We start from the raw sequence: 22,279 nt of genomic DNA on the forward strand, positions 1-22,279 counted from the left end.
CACGCCACTGCGGAGCAGTCACAACCTCGCCCGCATAGCAGGAAAGGCGTTGGCAGTGAATCCGCTCCGCTCATAGATTCCGCGCCCGGAGTGCGTCGCCATCAACTCCACCCGCGCAATCCCAGTCTGACGAGCCCAGTCCATCACCGCATCGAACGCTCTGCCACCGAATCCCTGACCTCGGGCGTCGGGCGCAGTGCATATGTTGCTGATCAAGACGTCACGCCCATTCGGCGAGAGCGGCGAGGGTGCCGCGTCGCGAACGGCACCCATGGCGCATGCTTTGATGACACCGTCGTGTTCGACGGCAAAAATGCCGTAGTCCGCATCGTCCAATCGGTCGACGAACCAGTCGAATGCATTTGCACGCCAACGTTCGCCGCCAGTGGCGCTGCCCATCGATCGAAACATTTCGGTACGCAACTCGACGAGATCATCCACGTCGCCGATGCGTGCCCGTCGAACTGTCACCTCGTTCACATTCGTCCTGCTTTCTCTGCCCACGGTCGCCACTACTGGTACATCGTCCTAGTACGTTGTGCTAATTTGGGTTCTGTGCCTGACAGTAGACGGAGTAGCCGACGGGACGCCATTCTTTTGGCTGCAAGTTCCCTGGCAGACCGTGACGGTCTCGAGGCAGTCACCGTCCGAGCTGCTGCGCACGAAGCAGGTGTGGGAATCGGAACTCTGCGACACTACTTTCCGACACAGAGGGATCTGTTCGATGCGATCGTCGAGCGTCGGGTCGACGCGGTGATAGACGATTCGATCGTGCTCGATTCGACAGCACCAATCGATGCACGGATCGCCGACATGGTCAGGCAGTTCCTGCCGGCCGACCTTGACAAGCCCGGAGCGCTGGGTCTGTGGTTCGCCTACTATTCCACTGCCTTGGGTCCAACTCCATCCGTGGCGAGCCAGCAACTCCTTACCGCTGCGGCACGCCGGTCGCACCAGCACATGCGCCGATGGTTGCGGAACTTCGCCAACGAGGGTCTCGTGGCCGACGACATGATCGACGATGCAAACGAGACTGCCATTGCGTTGACCGTCGGCCTGACCCTCGAAGCGTTGACTCCTGGATCCCCGATGACCATCGAGCGCGGCAGAATATTGCTCGCACAGCACTTCTCAGAATTGTTGGCCAAGGCAGTGCAGTGACAAGAGACCAAGACAAACTACGCAGACTTGCATCGACAAGTCCCGGGCTTCGCAGTCTCCGCCGCCCAGCGACCACGAACTGCCCTGAATTCGATCTGGCATACACCCGCACCGGACCGCCGTCACCCCGGCCTGTCGTCGTTCTCCCTGGAGGACCAGGGTTGGCCTCGGTTCTCCCCTATCGACGCTTCCGTCGGCGCGCAACCGCACGTGGGTTGGACGTCGTCATGATCGAGCATCGGGGAATCGGCCTTTCCCGCGCCGACACCACCGGACACGATCTTCCGCGTGCAGCGATCACGATCTCAGCGGTGATCGGCGATATCGCAGCTGTGCTCGAGCACGAGAACATCGATGCTGCAGTGCTGTACGGCTCTTCGTACGGTACATACCTCGCGTGTGGCTTCGGTATCGAGCACCCACACTCGGTAGCCGGGATGATCCTCGATTCGACAGTGCTGTCGGCGCACGATCACCATGCGGTTCGGTCACACGCGCGATCACTGCTTTGGGACGGACAGCACCCCGACACCGAGTCCAGTGCGCGGCTACTGCGCGATCTGATCGCCGGGGGTACCCACACCAAGGACGACGCGAGCGACGTTGCGCGACTCACCTATGAATTCGGCGGACCCGCACTGCTGCAACGATTTCTGAAGCAGGCGACGTCCGGAAAAGCGCAGCGAACCTGGGCCTTCGTGTCGAATCTCGGAAGAAGCGAAATCGAAGACGAGGTCGCGACGCGTTTCTGGATGGAGTTCGGGCCGGTCGCCGGCATCGCGTTCACCGAACTGAACTACGCACCCCCGCCCGACGGTGGCCCGTTCGATCCGGCAACTCAATTCATTTCTGCTGCAGCCAAATACCCACCGTTCTCCAAGGAGCCATTCGACATTCCCGCGCATCTTTCGAGATTCCGGTGGCCGACGGTGATCATCACCGGAAGTCGCGATCTACGCACTCCCCGACCGATAGCCGAGCGCGCCCACGCTTCGATCCCCGGTTCGATTCTGCTCGGAATCGACAACGGCCACAGTGCGCTCGATACGCACCAGCTGGTGGCTCTGCACGTCATCGAACGTATGGCTCAGAATCAGTCCAACAGGTTGACCAGGCCGTCGGACACACAGATCATCCGACAACTGGCCGTTCGCGGTTCTGCCACACGCTTTCTGCCGCATATTATTTCGGCAAGACTCAGGCTCGACACGGCCTGGACTGCTGTTCGACGTGTGAGCCGACTCAGTCCATTCGGACGGCGAGCTCCGGGTACTCGACGATGAGTCCTGAAGCGTCATAACGAAGATCTGCGGAGAAGTCGAACTGCGGGGCGGTGTAGCCGAGCGAGAACGGTGATGTGGCGGTCGCGGGGATGTCATACCTCTGGTCGAGCACTTCGACCACGTTCGCAGTGGCGCGCACATACACCGCGCGCACCTCGTGCGAACCGGGTTCTGCCCAGAGTCTATGGACTGGAATGGTGTTGGTGACGACAGAAGCTTCGAGATCGATGTCTACGCATGCAGCCAGATCAGTGCGCACTTCACCGTCGACGAACCACGTGCCGTTCTCGTCACGAGCGATGTCAGTGCTCCACGTCGCGTGGCGGGTCCGCGTTTCGACAGTGGCCTCACGCGTTGCCCACTGTTCGTCGACGATCACGCGATAGGACACTGCATAGCTCGTGGATCCTTCCACCGCGACACTGCTACCCCAGATACGAGTCGTGCCGTCCGCAGGGTTCGAAGCGAAGTACGCCACCTCGAAGCCGTCGCGCAATCCGCGGTGCCGCCACGCTGCAGTCTCGGGAAGTTCGTGGAGGTCGTGTTTCTCGATCGTCATATCGGGACTCCGTATCGATGTGCGCTCGAAGGTCGAGACTACCTGGACAACAGCTGCATCCCTTGGCATGGAATACTCGGGCTCTCGATGCTGCAAATGCCCTTACCGACAACCGAGTTCGATGCCATCATGCGTCGCTCCAGGACCTTCCGGACGATTCGTACGGCGTAGGCATCCGCGAGGCCATTGCCGATATCACCGAAGCTATCGCCCGTCGCGACTCGGCCACCGATGCACGTCAATCCGCGTCCTGACCCACGCTCGTTCGCTGACGAACGAACAGCAGTATTCCGATGCTCAGGGCGAGTCCTGCTGCCACGGCGGGGACGATCAATGCACGCTGGTAGTCCTCGACCGACGGCTCGCCGAGACTTCCGCCGACGAGCACTACCGTCACGATCGAGACGCCCAGGGCAGCACCGAATTGGAATCCGGTGTATACAACTCCACCCGCCAATCCATGCTTGTCATCGCTGACGCCTTCTACTGCAGCAGCAGTCAGCGGGCCGTAGATGAATGCGAATGCCAAGCCCAGCAGGAGCAGCGATGGCAGCAGGTCGCCGAATCCCGAGCCCTGATCCAACCGGAGGGTCAGAACGAACCCGAGTGCCACCGCCCCGAGTCCGGCAAGCATCACTGCAACGTTGCCGAATCGGGCGACCAACTTCGGTGTCAGGAACGGTGCAACGACCAACTCGATCCCCATCGCCGCGAATGCAGTGCCTGTCTGCAGCGGAGTCCAACCCAACAATTCTTGGAGATACAGCGTCAGGACGAATTGCCATGCGAAGAAGGCTCCGATGAACAGCAATCCCACCGACGTTGCCCACGGCAGCAGTCCGGCTGTCAGCACTCCTGCGGGGATCAACGGGTTTTCCGCTCGCCTCTCGATGGCGACGAAGGCGCACCCGAGTAGAGCGGCGGCACCGAATGCACTGAGCCCCAGTACGTTGGACACGTTCTCTCCTACGGTGACAATCCCGTACACCAGGCTGACCATCGTTGCAGTGAGCGTCGCGCCTCCAACAAAATCGAACGATTCGCGGGCTCGATCTTCGGTCTCTTCTGCGTCGCGCACGATGAAAAGCCCTCCTGCAACGAGGAATCCGAGCCCCAGGAAAGCCGGGGCGAAGAAGACCAGCCGCCAGTCCAGTGACGTGAGCAAGCCTCCGGCGAACACTCCGAGGAGAAATCCGGAGGCCCCGATAGCTCCGTAGATGGCAAGGGCCTTGTTGCGCAGCGCTCCTTCTGGAAATGTCGTGGTAAGGAGACTGAATCCAGCGGGTGTCATGAAACCGGCAGTTGCGCCGGTGATGAACCGGACCACGATCAACAACCATGATTCTTGCGCCAACCCACCGATTGCAGAGAAAGCCGCGAACACGGCAAGAGCCGTCAAGAACACCCGTCGTCGTCCGAGGACGTCGGCGGCGCGACCACCCAGAATCATGAACCCCGCGTACGCGAGCACATAGGCGCTGATCACCCAGTGGGCCGAACCGGTGCCGAGGCCGATATCGGCAGCAATGCTGGGCACTGCCACGTTCAGCATCGCGATGTCGATCCCTTCGAGGAACAACGCTCCGGTCACGACACTCAGTACGACCCACGCACGGCCCGGCAGCAGCGACACATGGCCTTCGATTGCTGATTCGGATTCGGTCACAACACTCTCCTCGGTGACAAAACATCAGTTGGTTACTTCTTGTAACCGACTGCAGCCTGGGTCATCATGAGTGCATGACACAAGAAGGCACTTTGGAGTCAGTCGGTTCCCCGCAGGGAAGTGACCAGGTGGCCGACGGATGTTGCCGCGATGGCCGTGACGCGTACCAATGGGATGCCCGCGAGGACTGTGGCGTCAGGCAGATTCTCGATCGTGTCGCCGACAAGTGGTCCCTTCTGGTGATCGCGTTGTTGGACGAGCAAACCTTTCGATTCGGCGAACTTCGACGAGAGATCGACGGGATCAGCACTCGCATGTTGACCGTGACTCTGCGCAACCTCGAGCGCGACGGCTTGATCGACCGGCGCATGTACCCCGAAATTCCTCCGCGCGTCGAATACCGACTCTCGGACCTGGGCCGAACGTTGCTGGGAACCATCCAAGCTCTCGTCGAATGGACCGAACACAATCAGCAACGAATTGCCCACGCTCGGGCAGTATTCGACGACGCGTCAGCAGTGACTCCGTCTCAGGTTCGAGGCGGGTCGACGCGCAACGAGAACGGCGGCACCGCCGACACCAGCAATCAGCGTGTAGGCGATCAGGAACTCGTGCGCGATCGCGAGCGACAACACCGCTCCTGACACCGCGATCAGGATCGATTGGTTCATCGACTCCGAAATCTGCAAACCGGAACTGTTGGCACCGTATTCGGCCTCCGTCGACTCCGCCAGAACAGTGGCGGTGATTCGCGGGTACGCCAGCCCCATACCTGTTCCCATGACAATGCATGCGACCACCAGCGCAGGTACCGGTATCGCTCCGGCGACGAACAGCCACGCGCCGACAGGACCGACGAACACCAGCACTACCGCTCTCGGTACCAGAGCGGAACCACCGTCGCCGCCGGAGCTTCTACCCTGCAGCCAGGCTCCGAAAATCCATCCGATCGCTCCGAGGGCAACGATCAAGCCGGACGAACTGGGACTGTAGCCGAGCTGGCGCTGGAGGTAGAGAGGCAGATAGATGTCCGTTGCCGCAACGGTCGCACCCAGCAATCCGCGCAGCACGGTCGCTCGAGGAATGCCCGGTCGAATCCTGAACGTGCCCTGGGGAAGAAGGCGTGTTGCCGACAACCCGATCAGCGAAACGGCGCACAAGCTGCCCAGGACAAGAATGGGAACTGTTTGCTGACCGGCGAGGTGCAGCGCGAGCACGCCCGCCGCTGCAACCATGGCCCATCTTCCTCGACTTCCGAATACTGCTGTGCCATTACGTAACTGGACCGAACCACGGACCGCAACAAGCAGCAATATCAAGGACACCCCGGATCCGACCAAAGCCAGCGCGAACACCGTTCGCCAACCGACGAACTCGACGAGTACACCGGCGAGCAGCGGTCCCGAGATTCCGGGTAGAAGCCACGCAGCCGTCAACAGCCCGAAGGTTCGAGAATGCAGCTCGGCTGGGATGCATTGTGCAATAACTACGTACAGGACGACAGAGTTGATTCCGCCGCCGAATCCCTGCAGCAGCCGGCCTGCCACGAAGAGCTCGATCGTGGGTGCCACCACACAGAGCGCAATCCCGATGAGAAAGGCAGTACCGCCCACTGCCATCGGGACCCTGACACCGCGTCGGTCGGCCCAATTTCCCCCAATGGTCATCCCCACCAGAGCTGCGGTCAGTGTCGAGGCATACGCGAGTGAATACCAGCGATCGGCACCAAAGTCATCGACGATCACAGGCAGAGCAGTGGTGATTGCGAACGACTCGAACGCAATGAACGTCATCGTTCCCAGCAGGCCGATAATCAGCGGCCGATGCTCTCCCGACAGCAGGTTCGGAGGACGGTCCACCCTGTCGGTCATCAGCTTCCTTCATCGACGAGCAACACGACCTTGCCGCGCCCGTGTCCGGTCTCGACGTCACGATGCGCCTGGCCGGCCTCGTCGAGCAAGTACGCGGCCCTGACTGTGACGCGCAACTGTCCGGTAGCGCACAGATCGACGAGTTCGCGCAGACGCTCGGCCGATCGATCGCTCGAAATCCATTGGCACTCGAGCTCTTTTGCCAGTGCCATGTCGACGATCGTTCCAATGCGGGAACGGTCGGACGTCAGATCGACTGCGGTGCCCAGGTTCTCATGTCCGGCCGCGTCGAGCACCAAATCGACTCCCTCCGGAGCCGCTGCCACGATTCGTTCGATCTGACCCTCACCGTAAGTTACTGCGACTGCGCCCATCTGCTCCAGATACGGGTGGTTGTCTCGACTTGCCGTGCCAATCACCCGCAGGCCTCGATGAAGCGCCAACTGAACCGCCATCGAACCCACCCCACCCGCTGCCCCATGGACCAGCAAAGTTTCACCTGCCCGCGCGCCCAACCGTTCCAGGGCGGTGTGGGCCGTCTGACCCGACGCGGACAGCGACCCCGCCGTGCGCCAGGAAACGTGAGAGGGCTTGGCTACAATCTGGTCGGTCGGAACGCTCACGTTCTCCGCGTAGCAGCCGAGAACTCGATATCCCAGGACGTCGTCACCGACCGCGAACTGGTGGACATCTGCACCGAGCGCCTCGACGGTTCCCGCAAATTCGTTGCCGAGAATCTGCGGAAACTCGATCTTCGCGCCCGGCGGTACCCACCCTTCCCGAATCGCCGCATCGGTCAGTTGCACACCGGCCACTCGAACCTTGACCAACACCTCTCCAGGATTCGGAGTCGGCCGGGCAAGCGTTCTGGTCTTCAGCACCGATGCGGGTCCGTGTTCGTCGATCGCAACGGCGCGCATCGTGTTGATCATCGGCCAACCGCCGGGCGGCCTTCGATCCGATCAAGACCGACGCTCGGATCACCAGTGATTCTTACCGAATCGGCAAGAACAGTCGGAATCGAGCTGATGCCGAGCGCGGCCGCATCGCGAATGTCGTCGTCGACAGCGGCCGAGTACTCGTCGGTCTCTACGAGCATCGTGATGTCGCCGCCCGCCAGGCCCACCTGTTCGCCGACCGAGCGGAGCACCGTCCAATCCGCGATATCGTCGTTGAACTCGAAGTGCCTCGAATACAAGGAATCCCACGCCTCGAATCTGCTCAACTCTCGATCCGCCACCAGCTTCAGCAGTCGGTGCGCATTGCGTGAGTCGACTACCAACGCGGTGTCGATGTTGATGGTGAGCGATTCCGATGTACCGCCCGCCACGATCTTCCTGCTGTGAGCCGCCCATCGTGCTTCGTCGAAGCCCCACGAGGACAGCGCCGCTTCCCGAACGGTGATGCCGGAGCGAGTTGGACCGGCGGGTTCGAGCAGAAAGCTCCTGTACTCGACCCGCGTGCCGGATTCGAGATGGCCGAGTGCCCGGCCCAGTTGTCGATGCCCAATCCAGCACCACGGGCACCGTAGGTCCGCCCAATTCGTGATCGTTGTCGTCAATTGTCTCTCCTGACCTCGCTGAAGACTGCGATGTACAGTGCACTTCATCAAGTGCACTTGACGTCAAGGCGAGTGAGCGAATCCGGAGGGGCAGGTCATGACACAACTGGATGCGGACGCGGTATGGCTCAAGCCAGGCCAGGTCGCAGAACGTGCCGGGGTCGCAGTATCGGCCCTGCACTACTACGAACAGGTTGGATTGATTTCCAGTCGCCGCACGAGCGGAAACCGTCGGGAGTACCGGCGCGACGTGCTGCGGGTTATCGCCTTCATCAGAACAGCTCAGCGTCTCGGCGTGTCCCTGGAGAAGATCAAGGATGCGCTCGACCAACTGCCGGAACAGGCCATACCGGGAAAACGCGATTGGGCGCGGATATCTCGACAGTGGCGCGACGAACTCACTGCTCGCATCGAAGAATTGACTGCGCTGCGAGACAACTTCTCCGACTGCATCGGATGCGGATGCCTGTCGCTGACATCGTGCCCCTACTCGAACCCCAATGACATTCTCGGACAACAAGGTACGGGAGCACGACGCCTCACAGCCCGGATGACGCAATCGACGACACGCACAGGAACCGAAACCTCGCTGTTTTCGTGATCGTGATCGTGGAACGAGCGACGTGCCTTCGGCAACAAGAGTCACCAATCGACATGGTCACAAGGTCTTGATTTTGGCGAACGGGTAGCCACCGATCACCACAGCGACGAACACATAGGCTGCCAGCCCGGCCAACTCCCACGTCGTTATTTCGCGCTGGAAGTCGGAGAATATCCAAAGCAACGGAGCCAGCAGCCAAATGGCGGCAGCGACACCGCAGATCACGAACAGCCTGTTCGCCCGTGCACGCAGGTGTGGGGTGGTCTTCACCCGGTCCGGTACGTCGCTGCCGTAGTAGTCCGGATAGAGAACTTTGCCTCGCAACCCGACTGACGAGCCGAAGCCGAACGCGAAAATTCCCACGATCAGCCCGAGAGCGAGCGCAGTGTTCACGGATCACCGTCCCGCTACAGCTCGGCCGGACTTGGATAGCGCTCTATAGTTTCGAATCGTGTTGACGCACAACCACGCAGTGACGATGGGAGCGAAGAATCCGAGTGTCAGGCCCCCACCCATCAGCGAGATCACGACGACTGCGCACCCGATCAGAGTGACACCAATCAAATCGATCTTTCGGCCGATAGACGAACCCGAGGTCGCCACGATTCCGGGAAATCGCGGCGAGTCGACGAGCATCCGTACCGCCGCGACGCATGCAACCAGTCCTGCAACGACCATGAATGCGAACACAATCGTTCCACCCCAACCGATCTCGGCCCAGTTCAACCGCGGCTCGAACAGCCCGCGAACGAACGCCTGGAGGGTGGGGACCGAAGCAAAGTAACCCAGGTACAGCAACACGATTGGTCCCGCCAGACCCACAGCCGTCCGCCCATTCGCCATACCGAACGGTATCAAACGGCTCGAATGTCGGCAGGCGTTGGTACCGAGGGCCGCGATTCTGCCAGTTCTGTCTCGCCGTTCGACCGCCCTCGCGATACCCACCTGGTTCGACTCACGTTGGTGCACAATCGAAGTAGACGCACGACCGACTAGATTCCACCTCGAACGCGTCGCATGTAGTCTCGCCATCCCTCCAGATAGGGCTTCACATCATCGGTTTCGATCAGAGCGACATCTTCGACCGGGTAGTTTCGACTTTCGATGACGATCGAGACGCCGTCGACCCCGCCGGCGGCCCACCATCGGTCGGGTCCACCCCACTTCGAGAACTCGACGCTCACGCCGTCGCAGGGTATCGACACAGCGACCCCGGGCGAGTCCCGGACTGCCCGGTGCCGGTTCTCGTAGTCGGGCTCCCTCGGGGAAATTCCGGTAGCGCGTTCGATCGCTCGAACCACCTCCCGCCGAGGATCTCCGACCACCGTGCTGATCTGCAAGGACAGGTCGCCGTCAGGGGTGCCGTGCACCAGTCCGGCGGATGAGAGCCTGTCGTCCACCCATCCCCAGTCCCCGATCATGATGGGGCCGATCCACTCCTTCAGCCCGAACACGCGAACCTGCCGAGCTTCCGAAAGCACTCGGCTCTCGAGTTCGCTCGTGTGTTCCCAGAACTCGTCCGGGGACAGTCGCCCTGTCACTTCCATTGCGCACCTTCTTCAGTCCGAGAGCAGGTCTCCTGTCATGACAACAGTTGCGAATTCCCCGTGCAGGTTCGTCGCGGTGATGGCCGACAAGGTGGCGGCGGACACGGTCGTTCCGTCGTGCCCGACGCGATCGAAGGTGTGTGTGGCGTCGATGACGAAGTACGTGTCGTATCCAAGGTTTCCGGCCATCCGAGCCGTCGTCTCGCAGCAATGATTTGTCGTGATCCCACAGATGACGACCTGGTCGATGCCCTCGGCACCCAGCCAGGCATGGAGATCAGGGGTGCCGTAGAAGCTCGAATTGACTCGTTTGTTGATCAGCAGATCTGGACTTCCTTCGATAACGTCCTTGAACGCATGCCCGGAACTACTCGGTGACAACGGAGACAGAGGGTTGTCGGAGTCGTGTCGAACGAACACCACCGGCCATGACTCGGACCGCCACAAGCGAACGAGGGCAGCGATATTGCCCTCGCACGACGGGTTGTCCCGCGGACCCCAGAACTCGGCATCGTCGAATCCCGCCTGTACATCGACAACGATCAGAGCGGGCCTTCGAAGGTCGATCTGCGCTGCGCCCATGCGGCCAAGGATACGACGAGGTGCCTACTGCCGAATATCCAACTCGACGGGTTGCACGCCCCCCCCAAAGCCGCCAATGCCGATTCTGCTGACGTGAAACGCAACTCGTCGAACCATCACCGATACCAACGGAGTGTCTTTTTGACCGCTGGAAACGAGTCCAAGGTCTGGATGCGGCTCCAATTCAGGGTCTGCATTCAGCTCGCCGCGCAGACGAGACCATAAAGCGACCAGTCAGTCCGTGTCGAATCCGTTGTTGTAACCGGCACGTTCTATCGTCACATGCATGACGTCGTCCAGCTTCACGCCGCTACGGACCAGAACTGGACAGCGCACGCACGCTCAGCAACGATCGATCACCGGAGACGCACGAGCACAGGTCGTTCCGGGCGCACCGGACTCATCTGCGCACATCACACCGAATCGTTTCGGTCGGTGGTGGCTGGCAGGTTCGGCACTTGCAGCGTGCATCGCGATCGCAGCGCATGCGTTCTTCCTGGGGTGGACGGTTCCGTTCGGTCTTTTCGGCAACGGAATCGACACCATTGTCTACAGACACGGCGGCGACGTCGTTCTGCAAGGCCAGCCCCTGTACGAGTTCGCGTTGTTCGACATCGGATTGCCGTTCACCTACCCGCCGTTCGCGGCCTTGTTCTTCACCCCGCTGGCATTGCTCACCGTGACGAGTGCCGTGACCGTGCTGCAGGTGATCAATGTTCTGCTGGTCTACGCCGCGGTTGTTCTGAGCTGGCGTGCTCTCGGGTATCGCAGCGGCGGAATGTATCTCGTCAGCGCACCGATGGCAATTGCGTTCACATGGCTCGAACCGGTACGGATGACCATCTGGCTCGGGCAGATCAACCTGCTGTTGCTCGTGTTGGTTCTGCTCGATCTCAGCCGGGGGGAAGGTAGTCGTCTCCGCGGTGCCGGTGTGGGAATTGCCGCGGGCCTCAAGCTGACGCCCGCCTTCTTCGTGCTCTACCTGCTGACTATCAGACGGTGGCGTGCGGCGTTCACCGCGGGTGCCGCTTTCACGATCACCGTTGCAGCCGGATTCTTGGTCATCCCCTCCGATTCCTGGAAGTTCTGGACCACGACCATGGTCGACTCCGAGCGGATCGGGGCACTGGCATCACCGGCGAACCAGTCGATCCACGGCGCACTGGCGCGGTTGTGGCCCGGCCACACGCCGCCGTTCCTGGTGTGGCTTCTCTGTGCCGCAGCCATCACCGCCCTGGCATTGTGGACAGCTGCGCGGGCTCACCGAGCGGGTAAGACGTTGCTGGCGTTGGTGATCTGCGGACTCGCAACGCCGATGGTCTCACCATTCGCGTGGGGGCATCACTGGGTGTGGTGCATACCGTTGACCATCGTCGCCCTCGACTACGCGAATCGACACCGCACGTGGTGGAGCTGGCTGGCACCAGTAGCGGCCACTTTGCCCATGATTGCCTGGTACTTCACCGACTACCGCGGCATCAAGGCAATCGGAATCTTCATGTTCGAGGGGTCCCGTGCCTTCGAGGCGGCCGTTCAATTCACCTACCCGGCGGTATTTCTGGGAACAGTGACACTCACTCTGATCTCGACCCTTCGTCACTCTCGGCACCGATCGCTGCACTGAACCGACCATAGGCCGAATCGGGTGCATCTGACCGCGCTCACCGCGGTCAGATGCACCCGATTTCGACCGCCAACGAGCTTGGCGCCGTCTACTACACACCCCGATGGGAGGGGACAGCCCCGTACGACCATGTCGAGGCCACAACTGTTGAATTCGCGACAACCCCGCTACGATGCTCGGTACATCAGACCGAACGGTCTTGAACATGGAGGATCACATGCCGTATCTCGGTCTGCTGGTGATGTTGCTGTGGGTGTTCTGTCTGATCGACGTGATCACGGCCGACGACGGTGGAGTGCGCTTCCTCCCGAAGATCGTGTGGCTGCTGTTGGTGGTGTTTCTCCCGTTGGCCGGCTCGTTGGCATGGTTGTTCGCGGGGCGTCCGATAGGTGGCGGAATCTGGGGAGGTTCCGGCGGCGGCAACCGGCGGGCGAGTAATTCTGCGTTTCCGGAGTACGAGACGCGCCCTGGTCGTCAGGCGGCGCAAAATCCGGATGCCGATGCGGAATTTCTTCGGCAATGCCGAGAGCGCGCTGAGGAACAACGTCGACTCGAGCGCGAGCGTCGCAAGCGAGATCTCGGATTCTGATCAGTGTTGCCGAATCGACGGCGACTCGATGGTGCCCCACCGCGACGGCGGCAGCACGATCAGTCGCGCTTTGCCGATGACATCTCCGCCGGGGACAGTGCCGCCCAGTTCGTCTTTGCGGTGAGCTCTGGAATCGGCTGAACCGCTGCGGTTGTCGCCCATCACCCAGAGACTTCCGGTGGGCACGGTCACCGGCCCGAAGCAGCGTCCGGATTGGGGCGTGGTCTCGCAGGTGAGCGTGTTCTCGACGAACGGGAAGTCCATGACGACGTATGGCTCGTCGAGCGGCTGACCATCCACCTCGACGCGACCTTGCGCATCGCAGCACTGCACGGTTTGCCCACCGGTGGCGATGACCCGTTTGACGAGGTCGTTCTCGTCGGGTGCAACCAGTCCAGCCCACGAACCGGCGTCTTGTAGCGCCTTCGCTATCGGGTCGGTCGACCGCCCGGAGCTGTACCCGACGTTCCACGACGAGGTCGGTGCACGGAACACCACCACATCGCCCGGCTCCGGGTCACCGAAGCGAAAGGTCATCTTGTCCACAACGATCCAATCGCCCGTACATCCCGCGCACCCGTGCAGCGTCGGTTCCATGGACTCGGACGGTATGAAGTACACGCGACCGACGAAAGTCTGCAGAGAAACGCTCAACACCAGCGCAACGACGACGAGGACTGCGATCTCGCGAAGCCAGGACGGGACTCTGCGTCGCTGCGGATCGCGTGCCGTTGCCATCCTGGCAGCCTAGAGCCCGGCAGTTGCGTAACGTACTGAGCATGTTGTTTCTGGGCCTTGTGGTCGCTGTCCTCGGCGCGGTGATGATGACCGTCGCGACGAGACAACTGTCGCGCGTCAACGAAGGCCACCATCTCCCGATGATCATCGGGAGATTTGCAGTCCGTTCCCCGTTCGCAGCCACAGCGCTTCGAGTGGGAGCTCAGACTGCAGCTCTCGTCGCTGCGCTGATCGTCATGAATGCGACGTGGGATTACACCGCACCCTGGCCATCGATCATTCTCACCATCGCAACTCTCGTTGCGCCAGTTGCAATTCCAGTCATAGTCATAGCCTTGACGCACAATCGACACTTGCCGGCCCCGGGACGGTGAGTCGGCTGCTTCCTTGTTCCAGGTTTACCCGTAGCTGACGAAAATCAGTCGGTTCCTTCTGTCGGGACAAGTGTGTTTTGACCACTGGCGATGTACCACTCACCATCCTGCCTGCGCCAGATGTAACTCGGGCGTCCTTTGACCGGGGGCGACATGGGTCGTCCGGCAGCATCCAGATACTCCTGGTTGACCCCTGTCAGCACGACGTCGCCGGTGATGAATCGGATGTGTTCGACGTCGTACCGAACCGATCCGTCTGCGAATGCCCCCGGAAGCACCCTGCTGGTGAATTCCTCGATCTGTCGCCGACCGATCAATCGAACGCCCGCGGCGCTCACCCACACAGCATCCGCGTCGAACAACGCAAGAAAACCCTCCACGTCTTCGGTCCGTTGGGTCCGCTCCAGTTCAGCGACACGGGCTACGAGTTCGTCCACATCGTCTTCCGACGGGTGCGGAGGTGCGATCGATATAGTCATGTCGACACTCCACAACATCAACCGCACTCGAGGTCAAGAGTTTCCCAGGAATTTGTGTCTCGCAACATCTGTCGATCGTGTGTGGACACCACCACCGCGGCATCGGTCGCGTCGAGGGCTTGGGTCAATTCGTCGACCAGCGCGATGGACAGGTGATTGGTCGGCTCGTCGAGCAGCAGAACGCTCGGCCGGCGGGCGAGAGCCAGTGCGAGGTCGAGGCGGCGATGTTGACCCATCGACAGTTCGCCGATCCGCTTGTTCATCTCTTGTGACCGCAGTAGGCCGAGCGAAGACAACGAGACCGTCCCGTCGAAGCGCGATCGAAAGTACTCTCCCGCTCGACTTTCCGGCGGTAGTGCCGATTCCTGACGCAGCAGAACGACTCGCGCGTCGTGCGCTGCCCGCACCTGACCGGCCGTCGGGTTCTCGTGTCCCGCGAGCACGGACAGGAGTGTGGACTTCCCGGATCCGTTCGGCCCCGTCACCACCTGCTTGACGCCTGCCGACAGGGTCAGCGATACAGGCACACCCAGTCGCCCCTCCACCATCACATGTTCGGCAACCAAAAACGTTCCCCGCCTTGCAACGATCCTCGGAAACCGTAGTTGTTGAGGTGGTTCCGGAACAGGGAGCAGCTGAGATTCCAGGTCCTCCTGCCTGCGGTGCACGTTTCGTACGAGACCGCCTGCACGCGTGGCTCGTTGATGCTTGTTCGTACCTTTGCTCGGCCTCCAGCTGCTGACCAGCTTGTTCTGTGCTTTGCTCAGATCCTCGCGGAGCTTGACGGTCATCGCCAACTGCTGTTCGTACTCCTGCTCCCACGCGATCCGCTCGGCAGCGCGACCGGCCCGATAGCTGGCATAGCCGTCACCGTAGGCGCGTGGTCGACCGTCCGGAGTCGGATCGAGATCCAGAATCTGTTGCGCTACATCGGAGACAAGAGCTCGGTCGTGACTGACCACTACGACGCCACCGGCCCGATCTCGAAGCCGTCCGGTCAGATAGTCCAGGCCGGCTCGGTCGAGGTGATTGGTCGGTTCGTCGAGGAGCAGAAAGTCGTGATCTCCGCCGAGCAAGCAGGCGAGTCGCACTCGGTAACGTTGTCCAACAGACAGTGTGGAAAGAACTCGGCATCTGTCGGTCACTGCTCCGAGTCCGTCGAGCGCAATGTCCAGTCGCCGCTCGGCGTCCCATGCGTCGAGAGCCTCGACGCGCTCCAACGCTGATGTGTACCTCTGTTCGGCTTCTGCTCCGCCAGAGGTCAATTCGTTCGATGCCGAGTCCAGCTTCGCCAACGCCGATATCGACTCGGCGATGGATTCGCGAAGGACCTCTCCGACAGTGCGTTCGTCCGCGGTGACCATCTCTTGCTCGGCAACACCGAGGGTCCCGACGCGTGACACGGTTCCCGAGTCGGGCGTCAACCGTCCGGCCAGGACGTGAAGGAGGGTGGACTTTCCGCGTCCGTTCTCGCCCACGATTGCCCACCGAGATACGGGTGTCACAGCGATGTCGACACCGGTCAACACCGGTGAGCCGCCGAAGGCGACTGCGATGTCGGAGGCGATGAGTTGCGCGTCGGCGCGCGCAGGGATAGTTGCAGAATATGCCATGAGATCTCCGAAGAATAAGCGCAGCAACATAACTGCGCGTGAATGACGGACGGACCGGGTAGGTCCGGAATCGACGGCACGGTCGAACGCGGGTAGTTCCCCACGTTCGACTCGCCGATGAAGACCGTCATTCGAAGATCAAATGCATGCCGGCACGGTAGCAAGCCGAGTCGGCGGTCCGCCATCGATTTTTTCGTCAGCTGCTGGCGGCCTCGGCAAGCATCGGTCCATACTGTTCCGGTGAGAAGAGCCGGATTCGGAGCAATCACCCTGGTTGTCTTCGGCTGCGCCTGCGCACCTGTCGTAGTCGACGAACCTCGACTACCGATCGCATCGGTTCGGTCGACGCAGTTTGCTGCTCCCCCACCGCCTGTCACCGATGCCTTTCCCAGCGCCGAGCAGTTGACCGCCTTGCTTGCAGCCAGCCTGAACTATTCGGTACGGGAGGAGGATCGGGCGCGACTGTTCGACGGTCCCACCGAACGCAACGTGTCGCTCGCGCGCGCCTGGGGTGCGCAGCCGAATCCACAACACATCGACTTCACTACAGTCGAAGTCACCGGCCCGGACACCGTCGATGCAAGCGGAAGAGGATCGTTCCGCGGCCTCGAACCCTATTCGGTCGGTCCCATTCCCTTCGTGCGGTTCGACAACGCGTGGAAGGTCTCCCGCGCCTACGCCTGCGGAATAGTCCGGGCGCTCGATGGCCCCGACACCTGCTCGTGAGCCGAGGTGGATTTCGCGGACCGAGCGAGCGGTGGGCTATAACTGAGGTCGAGCCAAGACGTCGGGCAATTTGGTCGATAGGACTTGATTCCACCCTCGCGCAAATGCGTTGCGCGCCATGACCTGCCGCTTGTCGTCTACATCGAAACCACTGTGTGTCAACAGCAGCCGAGTACCACGCCCATGTGAATGGACCTCCCAGCTCAAGAACCATCGCACGGGGCGAACCGAGCGCAGGTCCATCCAGCTCCAGGTCATGGCTCTGTCGGGAGTAGTCGCCAACACTTCACACGCGATTTCGGCCGACGAACTCGACGGAACGGACAACAGGAAGTGAGAACCGACGATGGCACCCATGTACCCGGTCGACGGCATCAACCACCGCTCGAGCGCTGCCGGATCGGTGATCGCGTTCCAGACAGCCTCCGGTTGCTGGGCGTAAAAACTGCCCACTTCGACGCGTGATAGATCCGGCTCGAAATCGAACTCCGGGCTCACTCGCTACTCCGCATCCTCGAGTTCCTCCGAGACTTCCATCCGTATCCGCCCTTGTTGCGTACGACCCGACACGACGACCGCGCGCCTACCAAGGCATGACAGTAGTCCGACCGACCGCAAGCGTCTGACGTTCAAGCGGTGGGCCCCAGCTTCGCTGGATCCGCAGGCGCGAGAAGGTACGCGAATGCATAGCTCACAGACGTCAGTGTTGCGAGCATTATCAACGACTCCGGGTGCAGAGAAGGATTTCCCGATGCCGCCTCGGCCCAGGCGAGCAGTCCCCCAACCACCAGCATCACGGCCGCTGCCGAACACAGCGCGAATCGATGTCTCCACCGGTTGCGAGTGCGCGGCGGCCAGAACACCGCAGTCCGCGCTGCGTAATGCCCACCTGCGACCGCGACGAGGCCAACGATCAGTCCGACCACTGCGCCGATCACAGCAGGAAGGGTCAGGTCCCACCACCGACCGTTGGCACTCGACCAGATGAGCGCCGCAGCCGTACACGCACCACTGGCCGCTGCGACGCAAAGCTCTTTGGCGACCCAATCCATGCAGATAACTCAAACACACAGAATCCGGTGCAGCCAGCCGCGCTGAGCGCGGTCCAGTGCACCCGATTCGCTCCGCGGAACCGCTCCGGCGCAGTGAACGTCCAAGTGGACATGCTCGATGAATGGTTGGCGCAGCACGACGGCGTGATCACTCGCGCGCAGGCGGGGTTCTGCGGCCTGAGCGGCGATGCCGTGGACCGTTTGGTGCGCGCGGGTGCGTGGCGAACGATTCACCGAGCGGTGTACTTCGTCGTCGACCGCCCGTTCACTGCGGACGCGCGCATTCGGTGCGCGGTGTGGGGTGCGGGGCAGAACGCTGTGCTCAGCGGGGAAGCCGCGGCCTTCTGGCATCGGGTGATAGCCGAGATGCCGAACATCATCGAGGTCACCACCCCGCGCAAGGGGCGCAGCCGCGCCGAAGGATGCCGACTCCGCCGCCGCGATATCCACAGCAAGGACATCGTCGAGCGCCGCGGGCTTCAGGTCACGTCTCTCGAACTCACTGTTCTCGAAGCCTCGATCGGCAAGGCGCACATCATGGATCGGGCACTTCAGCGCCACACCGACCTCGGGCGATTGCAGCAAGCCCATGCGCGAAACCCCGGTCGCACCGGTGCTCCCGAAGCGAAGCGGCTACTGAAGATCGCAGCGAATGGTGCCCGCTCCGAGGGAGAGCGACTCTTGATCGGAGAGTTCCGGGCCCGCAAGATCAGCGGCTGGGTGGTCAACTATCGATGGGGCGACTACGAACTCGACATCGCGTTCCTCGCCGAGATGGTCGCCATCGAAATCGACGGCTGGGCATTTCACTCCGATCACGATGCATTCCAACGGGATCGGACCAGGCAGAACGGAATGATTCAGAGCTGGACGATCCTTCGCTACACCTGGATCGACCTGACCGAAGACATGGATCGTGTGATCGCCGAAATTGTCGCCACTCTCGATCGAATCCGGTGCAGCCAGCCGCGCTGAGCGCGGTCAGCTGCACCCGATTTCATGGCCGCGGGGACCGTGGCGGACTGTACGACCCGTCGAGTCGACCCTTGATGCGTCGGATCGCCTTCCATCCCGCGGGCGTCACCGCGGTGCTGATGATCGCGCCGAACATGACGCCCTGCAGCAGTGCCGACCACTGGCCGGGACTGTCTCCGAACAGAGGCCACTTGTACAGAATTGCGAGGACCGCGAGGAACACCAGAGCACGCATACCTGCACCCTCCCACGACATCGTCAGCGACGCGAACTATCCGGTACCGTGGAGAAAACGGGCAAAGTGGACCACACCAAACCGGAGGCCGAGATGCAGAAGCCATTTCGCAAGTGGGTCATGACCGGGGCTCTGAGCAAGAAGTGCGGCGCAACCCGAGCCGATTACATCAATGCACTGGCTCTTGCCCCCGCAGTCGGTATCGGCTTCCTTCTGATCCAGTTGATAGTCGACTCGGGTTCGACGGCTCTCGACACTGCGGCAGGGTGTCTGGGCGGTGCCATCACCGGCTTCCTGTATCTCTACATCGCGTATCGAGTCGATTCACGTAAGAACCGCGGGCCTACCCCTGCGTCGCCGCTGGGTGCTCGGCCCACACGGCTCTGAAGTGCGCCCCGCTCCAGCGAATCAATGCGACTCTGTTGCATTCTGAGCGACTGAAACCCACATTGATCCCGATCTCAGGCGCGCTTCGAGGAATACATTCGTTCGTCTGCGATGCGGAGAAGGTTGTCGGGGCTGGTGGTCGGCTCCCAGCTCCATCCGACGCTCACTGTCACCTGGATTGCGGCCCCGGCGATGTCGTACGGCCCGGCGAGTAGGCCGACGACTCGTTCGGCCAGTCGCTCGACTCCTTCGAGTGAGCGGGCACTGCGCAGCAGGACGACGAATTCGTCTCCTCCGATGCGGCAGGCGACGTCGTCCGAGCGGACGTTGTCGAGGATGCGCCGACCGATTCCCTGCAGCACGGTGTCCCCCACTGCATGGCCGAATCGGTCGTTGATGGACTTGAAGCCGTCGACGTCCACGAACAGTATTCCGACGGGGCGGTCGCCTGCCGACTCCCTGAGCGAGTGCAGTTCGGCCATCAATCGTCGACGATTCGCCAGCCCGGTCAAGTCGTCGATCAGCACTTGTCGTTCGAGGTCGGCTTCGGCTGTTTTTCGTGCGGTGATGTCCTGGATCTGCGCGATGATCACGTCGCCGGCTTCGCTGTCGCGTACGAGTGTGGCATTTCGCTGCACCCAGATGGTTGCACCGTCCTTCCGGACGTACCGCTTCTCCGACGCGACGGTGGTCAGGGTTCCTTCTGCCAACGCGCGAAGGTGTTCGTCCGCGATGGGGATGTCGTCGGGATGAGTGAGGTCGCGAAAGGTTTTCTGCTGCAACTCTTCCGCGGTGTATCCCAACAGTTCGCACAGGGCCTTGTTCACCTGCAACCAGCGTCCGTCCACTGTCAGAACGGCTTTGCCGATCGGGGCGTTCTCCATCGCGATCTGGAACAGCCGGATCGCTCGGTCACGTTGCCGTTCCACTTCGGCACGGGCGCTGATATCGACCACCAATTCGGTGAATCCGACTACGGTGTCGTCGACGATGTCGGGAACGTAGGTGGCCTGCGTGACGCGAACCGCGCCGTGGACATCGATGAGCGTGCGGTCGAACTGTTGCTGTTCACCTGCGAGCGCCGCGGTTATGTAGGGCGAGTTCAGCCCGTACAGAGTCTCGCCGAACAGTTCGCTGATGTGCATGCCGAGCATTCGTGACGGCTCGATGCCGTAGTACTCGGCGTAGACCCGATTGGCGAAAACGTTCTGCTGCGAGCGATCCCAGTATCCGATCATCGAGGGCAACTGATTGATGGCTCGGCACGCACTCTCCACAAATGCGTCGGCCGTGAACCACCCCCGGATGCTCGATTGTGTCCCGAATGTACCGAAAAATGCCCGTTCACGTGCGGCTGGTCGAGTGAACCGGGCACGAAGAACCCGACACCCGAACCCATTATGAGTGCGCACTTGCGCACACGTGTGTATGTTGAAGCCATGCTGCTCGACATTCCCGCGTTCCGACGCCTCTTCACCGCACAGGTCGTCGCGTTGTTGGGCACCGGACTGTTGACGGTGGCGCTGGGGCTGCTCGCGTACGACATCGCAGGCAGTGCCGCCGGCGCAGTGCTCGGCACCGCTCTCGCGATCAAGATGATCGCGTATGTTTTTGTCGCTCCGATTGTTTCGTCACTGACCAGCACGCTCCCCCGCCGGCTCGTACTCGTTACCGCCGACGTCGTCAGGGCGCTCACCGCGCTGGCATTGCCCTTCGTCGATCAGGTGTGGCAGGTCTACGTACTCATCTTCGTTCTACAGGCGGCGTCGGCCACCTTCACTCCCACCTTCCAGGCCGTCATTCCGTCCGTGGTGCCCGACGCGCAGCAGTACACCCGCGCGTTGACGCTCTCGCGACTCGCCTACGACCTCGAATCACTGCTCAGCCCACTGATCGCCGCTGCATTGTTGACGGTCATCGGCTTCCACACGCTGTTCGTCGGCACAGCTCTGGGGTTCGTCGTCTCCGCGGTGTTGGTGGTCAACACCGCACTACCTAGACACGTCGCAACCAAGATCCAAAGACCGACAACAGGCGTCGCGAGGTTCGTCAGAAATCCCGAACTGCAGGGACTGCTCGCGTTGAACACGGTGGTCGCGGCGGCGACAGCTCTCGTGGTGGTCAACTCCGTGGTCTACGTCCGCGATCTGTTCGGAGGATCGAACAGCCAGCTGGCCATCGCTCTGGGCTTCTACGGTGCCGGTTCGATGGTGGCCGCACTGTTCATCCCGCGAGCCGTCAGATCCATCAGCGATCACACCCTCATGCTCACCGGGGCCGCGGTAGCCGTGACGGGAACTGCCGCAGCAACACTCGTGACGACCCTGAACGGTGGGTCGGCCGCCTGGGTTGCACTGGCCACGACGTGGGCGGTGCTGGGCGTCGGGACGTCGATGATCAATACGCCGTCGGCGAGGATTCTGCGTCGTGAATCCGACGAGAGCACCCGAACGTCCATCTTCACGGCGCAGTTCTCGCTGTCGCACGCGGCGTTTCTGCTCACCTATCCGATAGCGGGATGGGTCGGGGCGCAGTTCGGACTGTTCGCCGCGGCGATGGCGCTCACGGGCTTGGCTACACTTGCGGCACTGTCCGCAGCACGCCTGTGGAGTCGCTCCCGAATGTCGGTGGTCGCCTCCGCGTAGGGAGACGACGT

The 22,279-nt window shown here is 61.6% G+C and carries 27 protein-coding genes and 1 pseudogene; 11 read left to right on the forward strand and 17 right to left on the reverse strand.

The window, feature by feature from the left end; all coding sequences use genetic code 11:
* Positions 1-18 precede the first annotated feature (18 nt).
* A complete protein-coding gene (locus tag AB0366_RS04665; protein ID WP_366242885.1) occupies positions 19-480 on the reverse strand; it encodes a GNAT family N-acetyltransferase in 462 nt (153 codons plus the stop codon).
* A gap of 117 nt (positions 481-597) precedes the next feature.
* Between AB0366_RS04665 and AB0366_RS04670 the strand changes: the two genes are divergently transcribed.
* Both AB0366_RS04670 and AB0366_RS04675 read left to right on the forward strand, forming a co-directional pair.
* Positions 598-1,161, forward strand: a complete 564-nt coding sequence (locus AB0366_RS04670; RefSeq protein WP_366242886.1) for a TetR/AcrR family transcriptional regulator — start codon at positions 598-600, stop codon at positions 1,159-1,161.
* Entirely contained in the window at positions 1,158-2,444 is a 1,287-nt protein-coding gene (locus AB0366_RS04675) for an alpha/beta hydrolase (RefSeq protein WP_366242887.1), read from the forward strand. Before AB0366_RS04670 ends, AB0366_RS04675 begins: the two co-directional genes overlap by 4 nt.
* Here the strand turns inward: AB0366_RS04675 and AB0366_RS04680 are convergent.
* Together AB0366_RS04680 and AB0366_RS04685 are read right to left on the reverse strand one after the other, a co-directional pair.
* On the reverse strand, positions 2,404-3,003 hold the full coding sequence (locus tag AB0366_RS04680; protein WP_366242888.1) for a putative glycolipid-binding domain-containing protein: 600 nt from the start codon (positions 3,001-3,003) through the stop codon (positions 2,404-2,406). The two genes, AB0366_RS04675 and AB0366_RS04680, sit on opposite strands and share 41 nt — an antisense overlap.
* Before the next feature lie 238 nt (positions 3,004-3,241).
* On the reverse strand, positions 3,242-4,669 hold the full coding sequence (locus AB0366_RS04685; protein WP_366242889.1) for an MFS transporter: 1,428 nt from the start codon (positions 4,667-4,669) through the stop codon (positions 3,242-3,244).
* A gap of 74 nt (positions 4,670-4,743) precedes the next feature.
* On the opposite strand from AB0366_RS04685, the pseudogene AB0366_RS04690 reads away from it, so the two are divergent.
* Positions 4,744-5,088, forward strand: a pseudogene (locus tag AB0366_RS04690) (helix-turn-helix domain-containing protein); the annotation flags it as partial.
* Between the two features lie 93 nt (positions 5,089-5,181).
* On the opposite strand, the gene AB0366_RS04695 reads toward AB0366_RS04690, so the two are convergent.
* The 3 genes from AB0366_RS04695 to AB0366_RS04705 are packed head-to-tail and all read right to left on the reverse strand — an operon-like array spanning position 5,182 to position 8,101.
* The gene (locus AB0366_RS04695; protein ID WP_366242890.1) at positions 5,182-6,540 is read right to left on the reverse strand and encodes an MFS transporter; all 1,359 of its coding nucleotides are present in this window, start codon (positions 6,538-6,540) and stop codon (positions 5,182-5,184) included.
* Entirely contained in the window at positions 6,540-7,472 is a 933-nt protein-coding gene (locus AB0366_RS04700; RefSeq protein WP_366242891.1) for an NADP-dependent oxidoreductase, read from the reverse strand. The genes AB0366_RS04695 and AB0366_RS04700 overlap by 1 nt, the downstream gene beginning before the upstream one ends.
* Positions 7,469-8,101 carry a DsbA family protein gene (locus AB0366_RS04705; protein WP_366242892.1) on the reverse strand — a complete coding sequence of 211 codons (633 nt, stop codon included), beginning with the start codon at positions 8,099-8,101 and terminating at the stop codon, positions 7,469-7,471. Before AB0366_RS04705 ends, AB0366_RS04700 begins: the two co-directional genes overlap by 4 nt.
* A gap of 97 nt (positions 8,102-8,198) precedes the next feature.
* Here AB0366_RS04705 and soxR point away from each other — a divergent pair, with 97 nt between their 5' ends.
* Complete coding sequence (gene soxR, locus AB0366_RS04710) at positions 8,199-8,702, forward strand: redox-sensitive transcriptional activator SoxR (RefSeq protein WP_366242893.1); 504 nt, start codon at positions 8,199-8,201, stop codon at positions 8,700-8,702.
* Between the two features lie 57 nt (positions 8,703-8,759).
* Here soxR and AB0366_RS04715 read toward each other — a convergent pair whose 3' ends face one another.
* The 4 genes from AB0366_RS04715 to AB0366_RS04730 all read right to left on the reverse strand — a co-directional run bounded on the left by AB0366_RS04715 (position 8,760) and on the right by AB0366_RS04730 (position 10,831).
* Positions 8,760-9,095 carry a hypothetical protein gene (locus tag AB0366_RS04715; protein WP_366242894.1) on the reverse strand — a complete coding sequence of 112 codons (336 nt, stop codon included), beginning with the start codon at positions 9,093-9,095 and terminating at the stop codon, positions 8,760-8,762.
* Between the two features lie 3 nt (positions 9,096-9,098).
* Positions 9,099-9,503, reverse strand: a complete 405-nt coding sequence (locus AB0366_RS04720; protein ID WP_366242895.1) for a hypothetical protein — start codon at positions 9,501-9,503, stop codon at positions 9,099-9,101.
* A 191-nt stretch (positions 9,504-9,694) separates the two neighbouring features.
* Positions 9,695-10,249: a hypothetical protein gene (locus AB0366_RS04725; RefSeq protein ID WP_366242896.1), complete on the reverse strand. Its 555-nt coding sequence runs from the start codon at positions 10,247-10,249 to the stop codon at positions 9,695-9,697.
* 12 nt (positions 10,250-10,261) lie between these two features.
* Positions 10,262-10,831 carry a cysteine hydrolase family protein gene (locus AB0366_RS04730; protein ID WP_366242897.1) on the reverse strand — a complete coding sequence of 190 codons (570 nt, stop codon included), beginning with the start codon at positions 10,829-10,831 and terminating at the stop codon, positions 10,262-10,264.
* A gap of 286 nt (positions 10,832-11,117) precedes the next feature.
* Between AB0366_RS04730 and AB0366_RS04735 the strand changes: the two genes are divergently transcribed.
* A complete protein-coding gene (locus AB0366_RS04735) occupies positions 11,118-12,455 on the forward strand; it encodes a glycosyltransferase 87 family protein (protein ID WP_366242898.1) in 1,338 nt (445 codons plus the stop codon).
* Positions 12,456-12,672: 217 nt separating this feature from the next.
* Positions 12,673-13,044, forward strand: coding sequence for a PLD nuclease N-terminal domain-containing protein (locus tag AB0366_RS04740; protein ID WP_094613338.1), 372 nt, complete (start codon positions 12,673-12,675; stop codon positions 13,042-13,044).
* Here AB0366_RS04740 and lepB read toward each other — a convergent pair whose 3' ends face one another.
* A complete protein-coding gene (lepB, locus tag AB0366_RS04745) occupies positions 13,045-13,782 on the reverse strand; it encodes a signal peptidase I (RefSeq protein WP_366242899.1) in 738 nt (245 codons plus the stop codon).
* A gap of 41 nt (positions 13,783-13,823) precedes the next feature.
* Here lepB and AB0366_RS04750 point away from each other — a divergent pair, with 41 nt between their 5' ends.
* Entirely contained in the window at positions 13,824-14,156 is a 333-nt protein-coding gene (locus AB0366_RS04750) for a hypothetical protein (protein ID WP_366242900.1), read from the forward strand.
* A 44-nt stretch (positions 14,157-14,200) separates the two neighbouring features.
* Here the strand turns inward: AB0366_RS04750 and AB0366_RS04755 are convergent, their stop codons facing one another.
* Positions 14,201-14,635, reverse strand: coding sequence for an SgcJ/EcaC family oxidoreductase (locus AB0366_RS04755; RefSeq protein WP_366242901.1), 435 nt, complete (start codon positions 14,633-14,635; stop codon positions 14,201-14,203).
* A 17-nt stretch (positions 14,636-14,652) separates the two neighbouring features.
* Entirely contained in the window at positions 14,653-16,248 is a 1,596-nt protein-coding gene (locus tag AB0366_RS04760) for an ABC-F family ATP-binding cassette domain-containing protein (RefSeq protein ID WP_366242902.1), read from the reverse strand.
* Between the two features lie 240 nt (positions 16,249-16,488).
* Here AB0366_RS04760 and AB0366_RS04765 point away from each other — a divergent pair, with 240 nt between their 5' ends.
* Positions 16,489-16,974: a hypothetical protein gene (locus AB0366_RS04765; protein WP_366242903.1), complete on the forward strand. Its 486-nt coding sequence runs from the start codon at positions 16,489-16,491 to the stop codon at positions 16,972-16,974.
* A 36-nt stretch (positions 16,975-17,010) separates the two neighbouring features.
* Here AB0366_RS04765 and AB0366_RS04770 read toward each other — a convergent pair whose 3' ends face one another.
* Both AB0366_RS04770 and AB0366_RS04775 read right to left on the reverse strand, forming a co-directional pair.
* Positions 17,011-17,472, reverse strand: coding sequence for an SRPBCC domain-containing protein (locus AB0366_RS04770; RefSeq protein ID WP_366242904.1), 462 nt, complete (start codon positions 17,470-17,472; stop codon positions 17,011-17,013).
* Between the two features lie 131 nt (positions 17,473-17,603).
* Positions 17,604-18,026: a hypothetical protein gene (locus AB0366_RS04775; protein WP_121871141.1), complete on the reverse strand. Its 423-nt coding sequence runs from the start codon at positions 18,024-18,026 to the stop codon at positions 17,604-17,606.
* Between the two features lie 93 nt (positions 18,027-18,119).
* Here AB0366_RS04775 and AB0366_RS04780 point away from each other — a divergent pair, with 93 nt between their 5' ends.
* The gene (locus tag AB0366_RS04780; protein ID WP_366242905.1) at positions 18,120-19,001 is read left to right on the forward strand and encodes a type IV toxin-antitoxin system AbiEi family antitoxin domain-containing protein; all 882 of its coding nucleotides are present in this window, start codon (positions 18,120-18,122) and stop codon (positions 18,999-19,001) included.
* 22 nt (positions 19,002-19,023) lie between these two features.
* Here the strand turns inward: AB0366_RS04780 and AB0366_RS04785 are convergent, their stop codons facing one another.
* Positions 19,024-19,236 carry a hypothetical protein gene (locus AB0366_RS04785; protein ID WP_366242906.1) on the reverse strand — a complete coding sequence of 71 codons (213 nt, stop codon included), beginning with the start codon at positions 19,234-19,236 and terminating at the stop codon, positions 19,024-19,026.
* A 93-nt stretch (positions 19,237-19,329) separates the two neighbouring features.
* Between AB0366_RS04785 and AB0366_RS04790 the strand changes: the two genes are divergently transcribed.
* Positions 19,330-19,623 carry a hypothetical protein gene (locus AB0366_RS04790; RefSeq protein WP_366242907.1) on the forward strand — a complete coding sequence of 98 codons (294 nt, stop codon included), beginning with the start codon at positions 19,330-19,332 and terminating at the stop codon, positions 19,621-19,623.
* Between the two features lie 74 nt (positions 19,624-19,697).
* Here the strand turns inward: AB0366_RS04790 and AB0366_RS04795 are convergent, their stop codons facing one another.
* Positions 19,698-21,035, reverse strand: a complete 1,338-nt coding sequence (locus AB0366_RS04795; protein WP_366242908.1) for a diguanylate cyclase — start codon at positions 21,033-21,035, stop codon at positions 19,698-19,700.
* A 27-nt stretch (positions 21,036-21,062) separates the two neighbouring features.
* Between AB0366_RS04795 and AB0366_RS04800 the strand changes: the two genes are divergently transcribed.
* On the forward strand, positions 21,063-22,268 hold the full coding sequence (locus AB0366_RS04800) for an MFS transporter (protein WP_366242909.1): 1,206 nt from the start codon (positions 21,063-21,065) through the stop codon (positions 22,266-22,268).
* Positions 22,269-22,279 lie beyond the last annotated feature (11 nt).

The sequence above is a fragment of the Rhodococcus sp. NPDC076796 genome (assembly GCF_040702765.1).
GTDB lineage: Bacteria > Actinomycetota > Actinomycetes > Mycobacteriales > Mycobacteriaceae > Rhodococcoides.

Coding starts and splice junctions, on each gene's coding strand:
- AB0366_RS04725 (WP_366242896.1), bottom strand. CDS start 10,249: ATGGAAGTGACAGGGCGACTGTCCCCGGACGAGTTCTGGGAACACACG.
- AB0366_RS04735 (WP_366242898.1), top strand. CDS start 11,118: ATGACGTCGTCCAGCTTCACGCCGCTACGGACCAGAACTGGACAGCGC.
- AB0366_RS04800 (WP_366242909.1), top strand. CDS start 21,063: ATGCTGCTCGACATTCCCGCGTTCCGACGCCTCTTCACCGCACAGGTC.
- AB0366_RS04755 (WP_366242901.1), bottom strand. CDS start 14,635: ATGACTATATCGATCGCACCTCCGCACCCGTCGGAAGACGATGTGGAC.
- AB0366_RS04680 (WP_366242888.1), bottom strand. CDS start 3,003: ATGACGATCGAGAAACACGACCTCCACGAACTTCCCGAGACTGCAGCG.
- lepB (WP_366242899.1), bottom strand. CDS start 13,782: ATGGCAACGGCACGCGATCCGCAGCGACGCAGAGTCCCGTCCTGGCTT.
- AB0366_RS04785 (WP_366242906.1), bottom strand. CDS start 19,236: ATGCGTGCTCTGGTGTTCCTCGCGGTCCTCGCAATTCTGTACAAGTGG.
- AB0366_RS04700 (WP_366242891.1), bottom strand. CDS start 7,472: ATGATCAACACGATGCGCGCCGTTGCGATCGACGAACACGGACCCGCA.
- AB0366_RS04695 (WP_366242890.1), bottom strand. CDS start 6,540: ATGACCGACAGGGTGGACCGTCCTCCGAACCTGCTGTCGGGAGAGCAT.
- AB0366_RS04760 (WP_366242902.1), bottom strand. CDS start 16,248: ATGGCATATTCTGCAACTATCCCTGCGCGCGCCGACGCGCAACTCATC.
- AB0366_RS04775 (WP_121871141.1), bottom strand. CDS start 18,026: ATGGATTGGGTCGCCAAAGAGCTTTGCGTCGCAGCGGCCAGTGGTGCG.
- soxR (WP_366242893.1), top strand. CDS start 8,199: ATGACACAACTGGATGCGGACGCGGTATGGCTCAAGCCAGGCCAGGTC.
- AB0366_RS04740 (WP_094613338.1), top strand. CDS start 12,673: ATGCCGTATCTCGGTCTGCTGGTGATGTTGCTGTGGGTGTTCTGTCTG.
- AB0366_RS04790 (WP_366242907.1), top strand. CDS start 19,330: ATGCAGAAGCCATTTCGCAAGTGGGTCATGACCGGGGCTCTGAGCAAG.
- AB0366_RS04730 (WP_366242897.1), bottom strand. CDS start 10,831: ATGGGCGCAGCGCAGATCGACCTTCGAAGGCCCGCTCTGATCGTTGTC.
- AB0366_RS04750 (WP_366242900.1), top strand. CDS start 13,824: ATGTTGTTTCTGGGCCTTGTGGTCGCTGTCCTCGGCGCGGTGATGATG.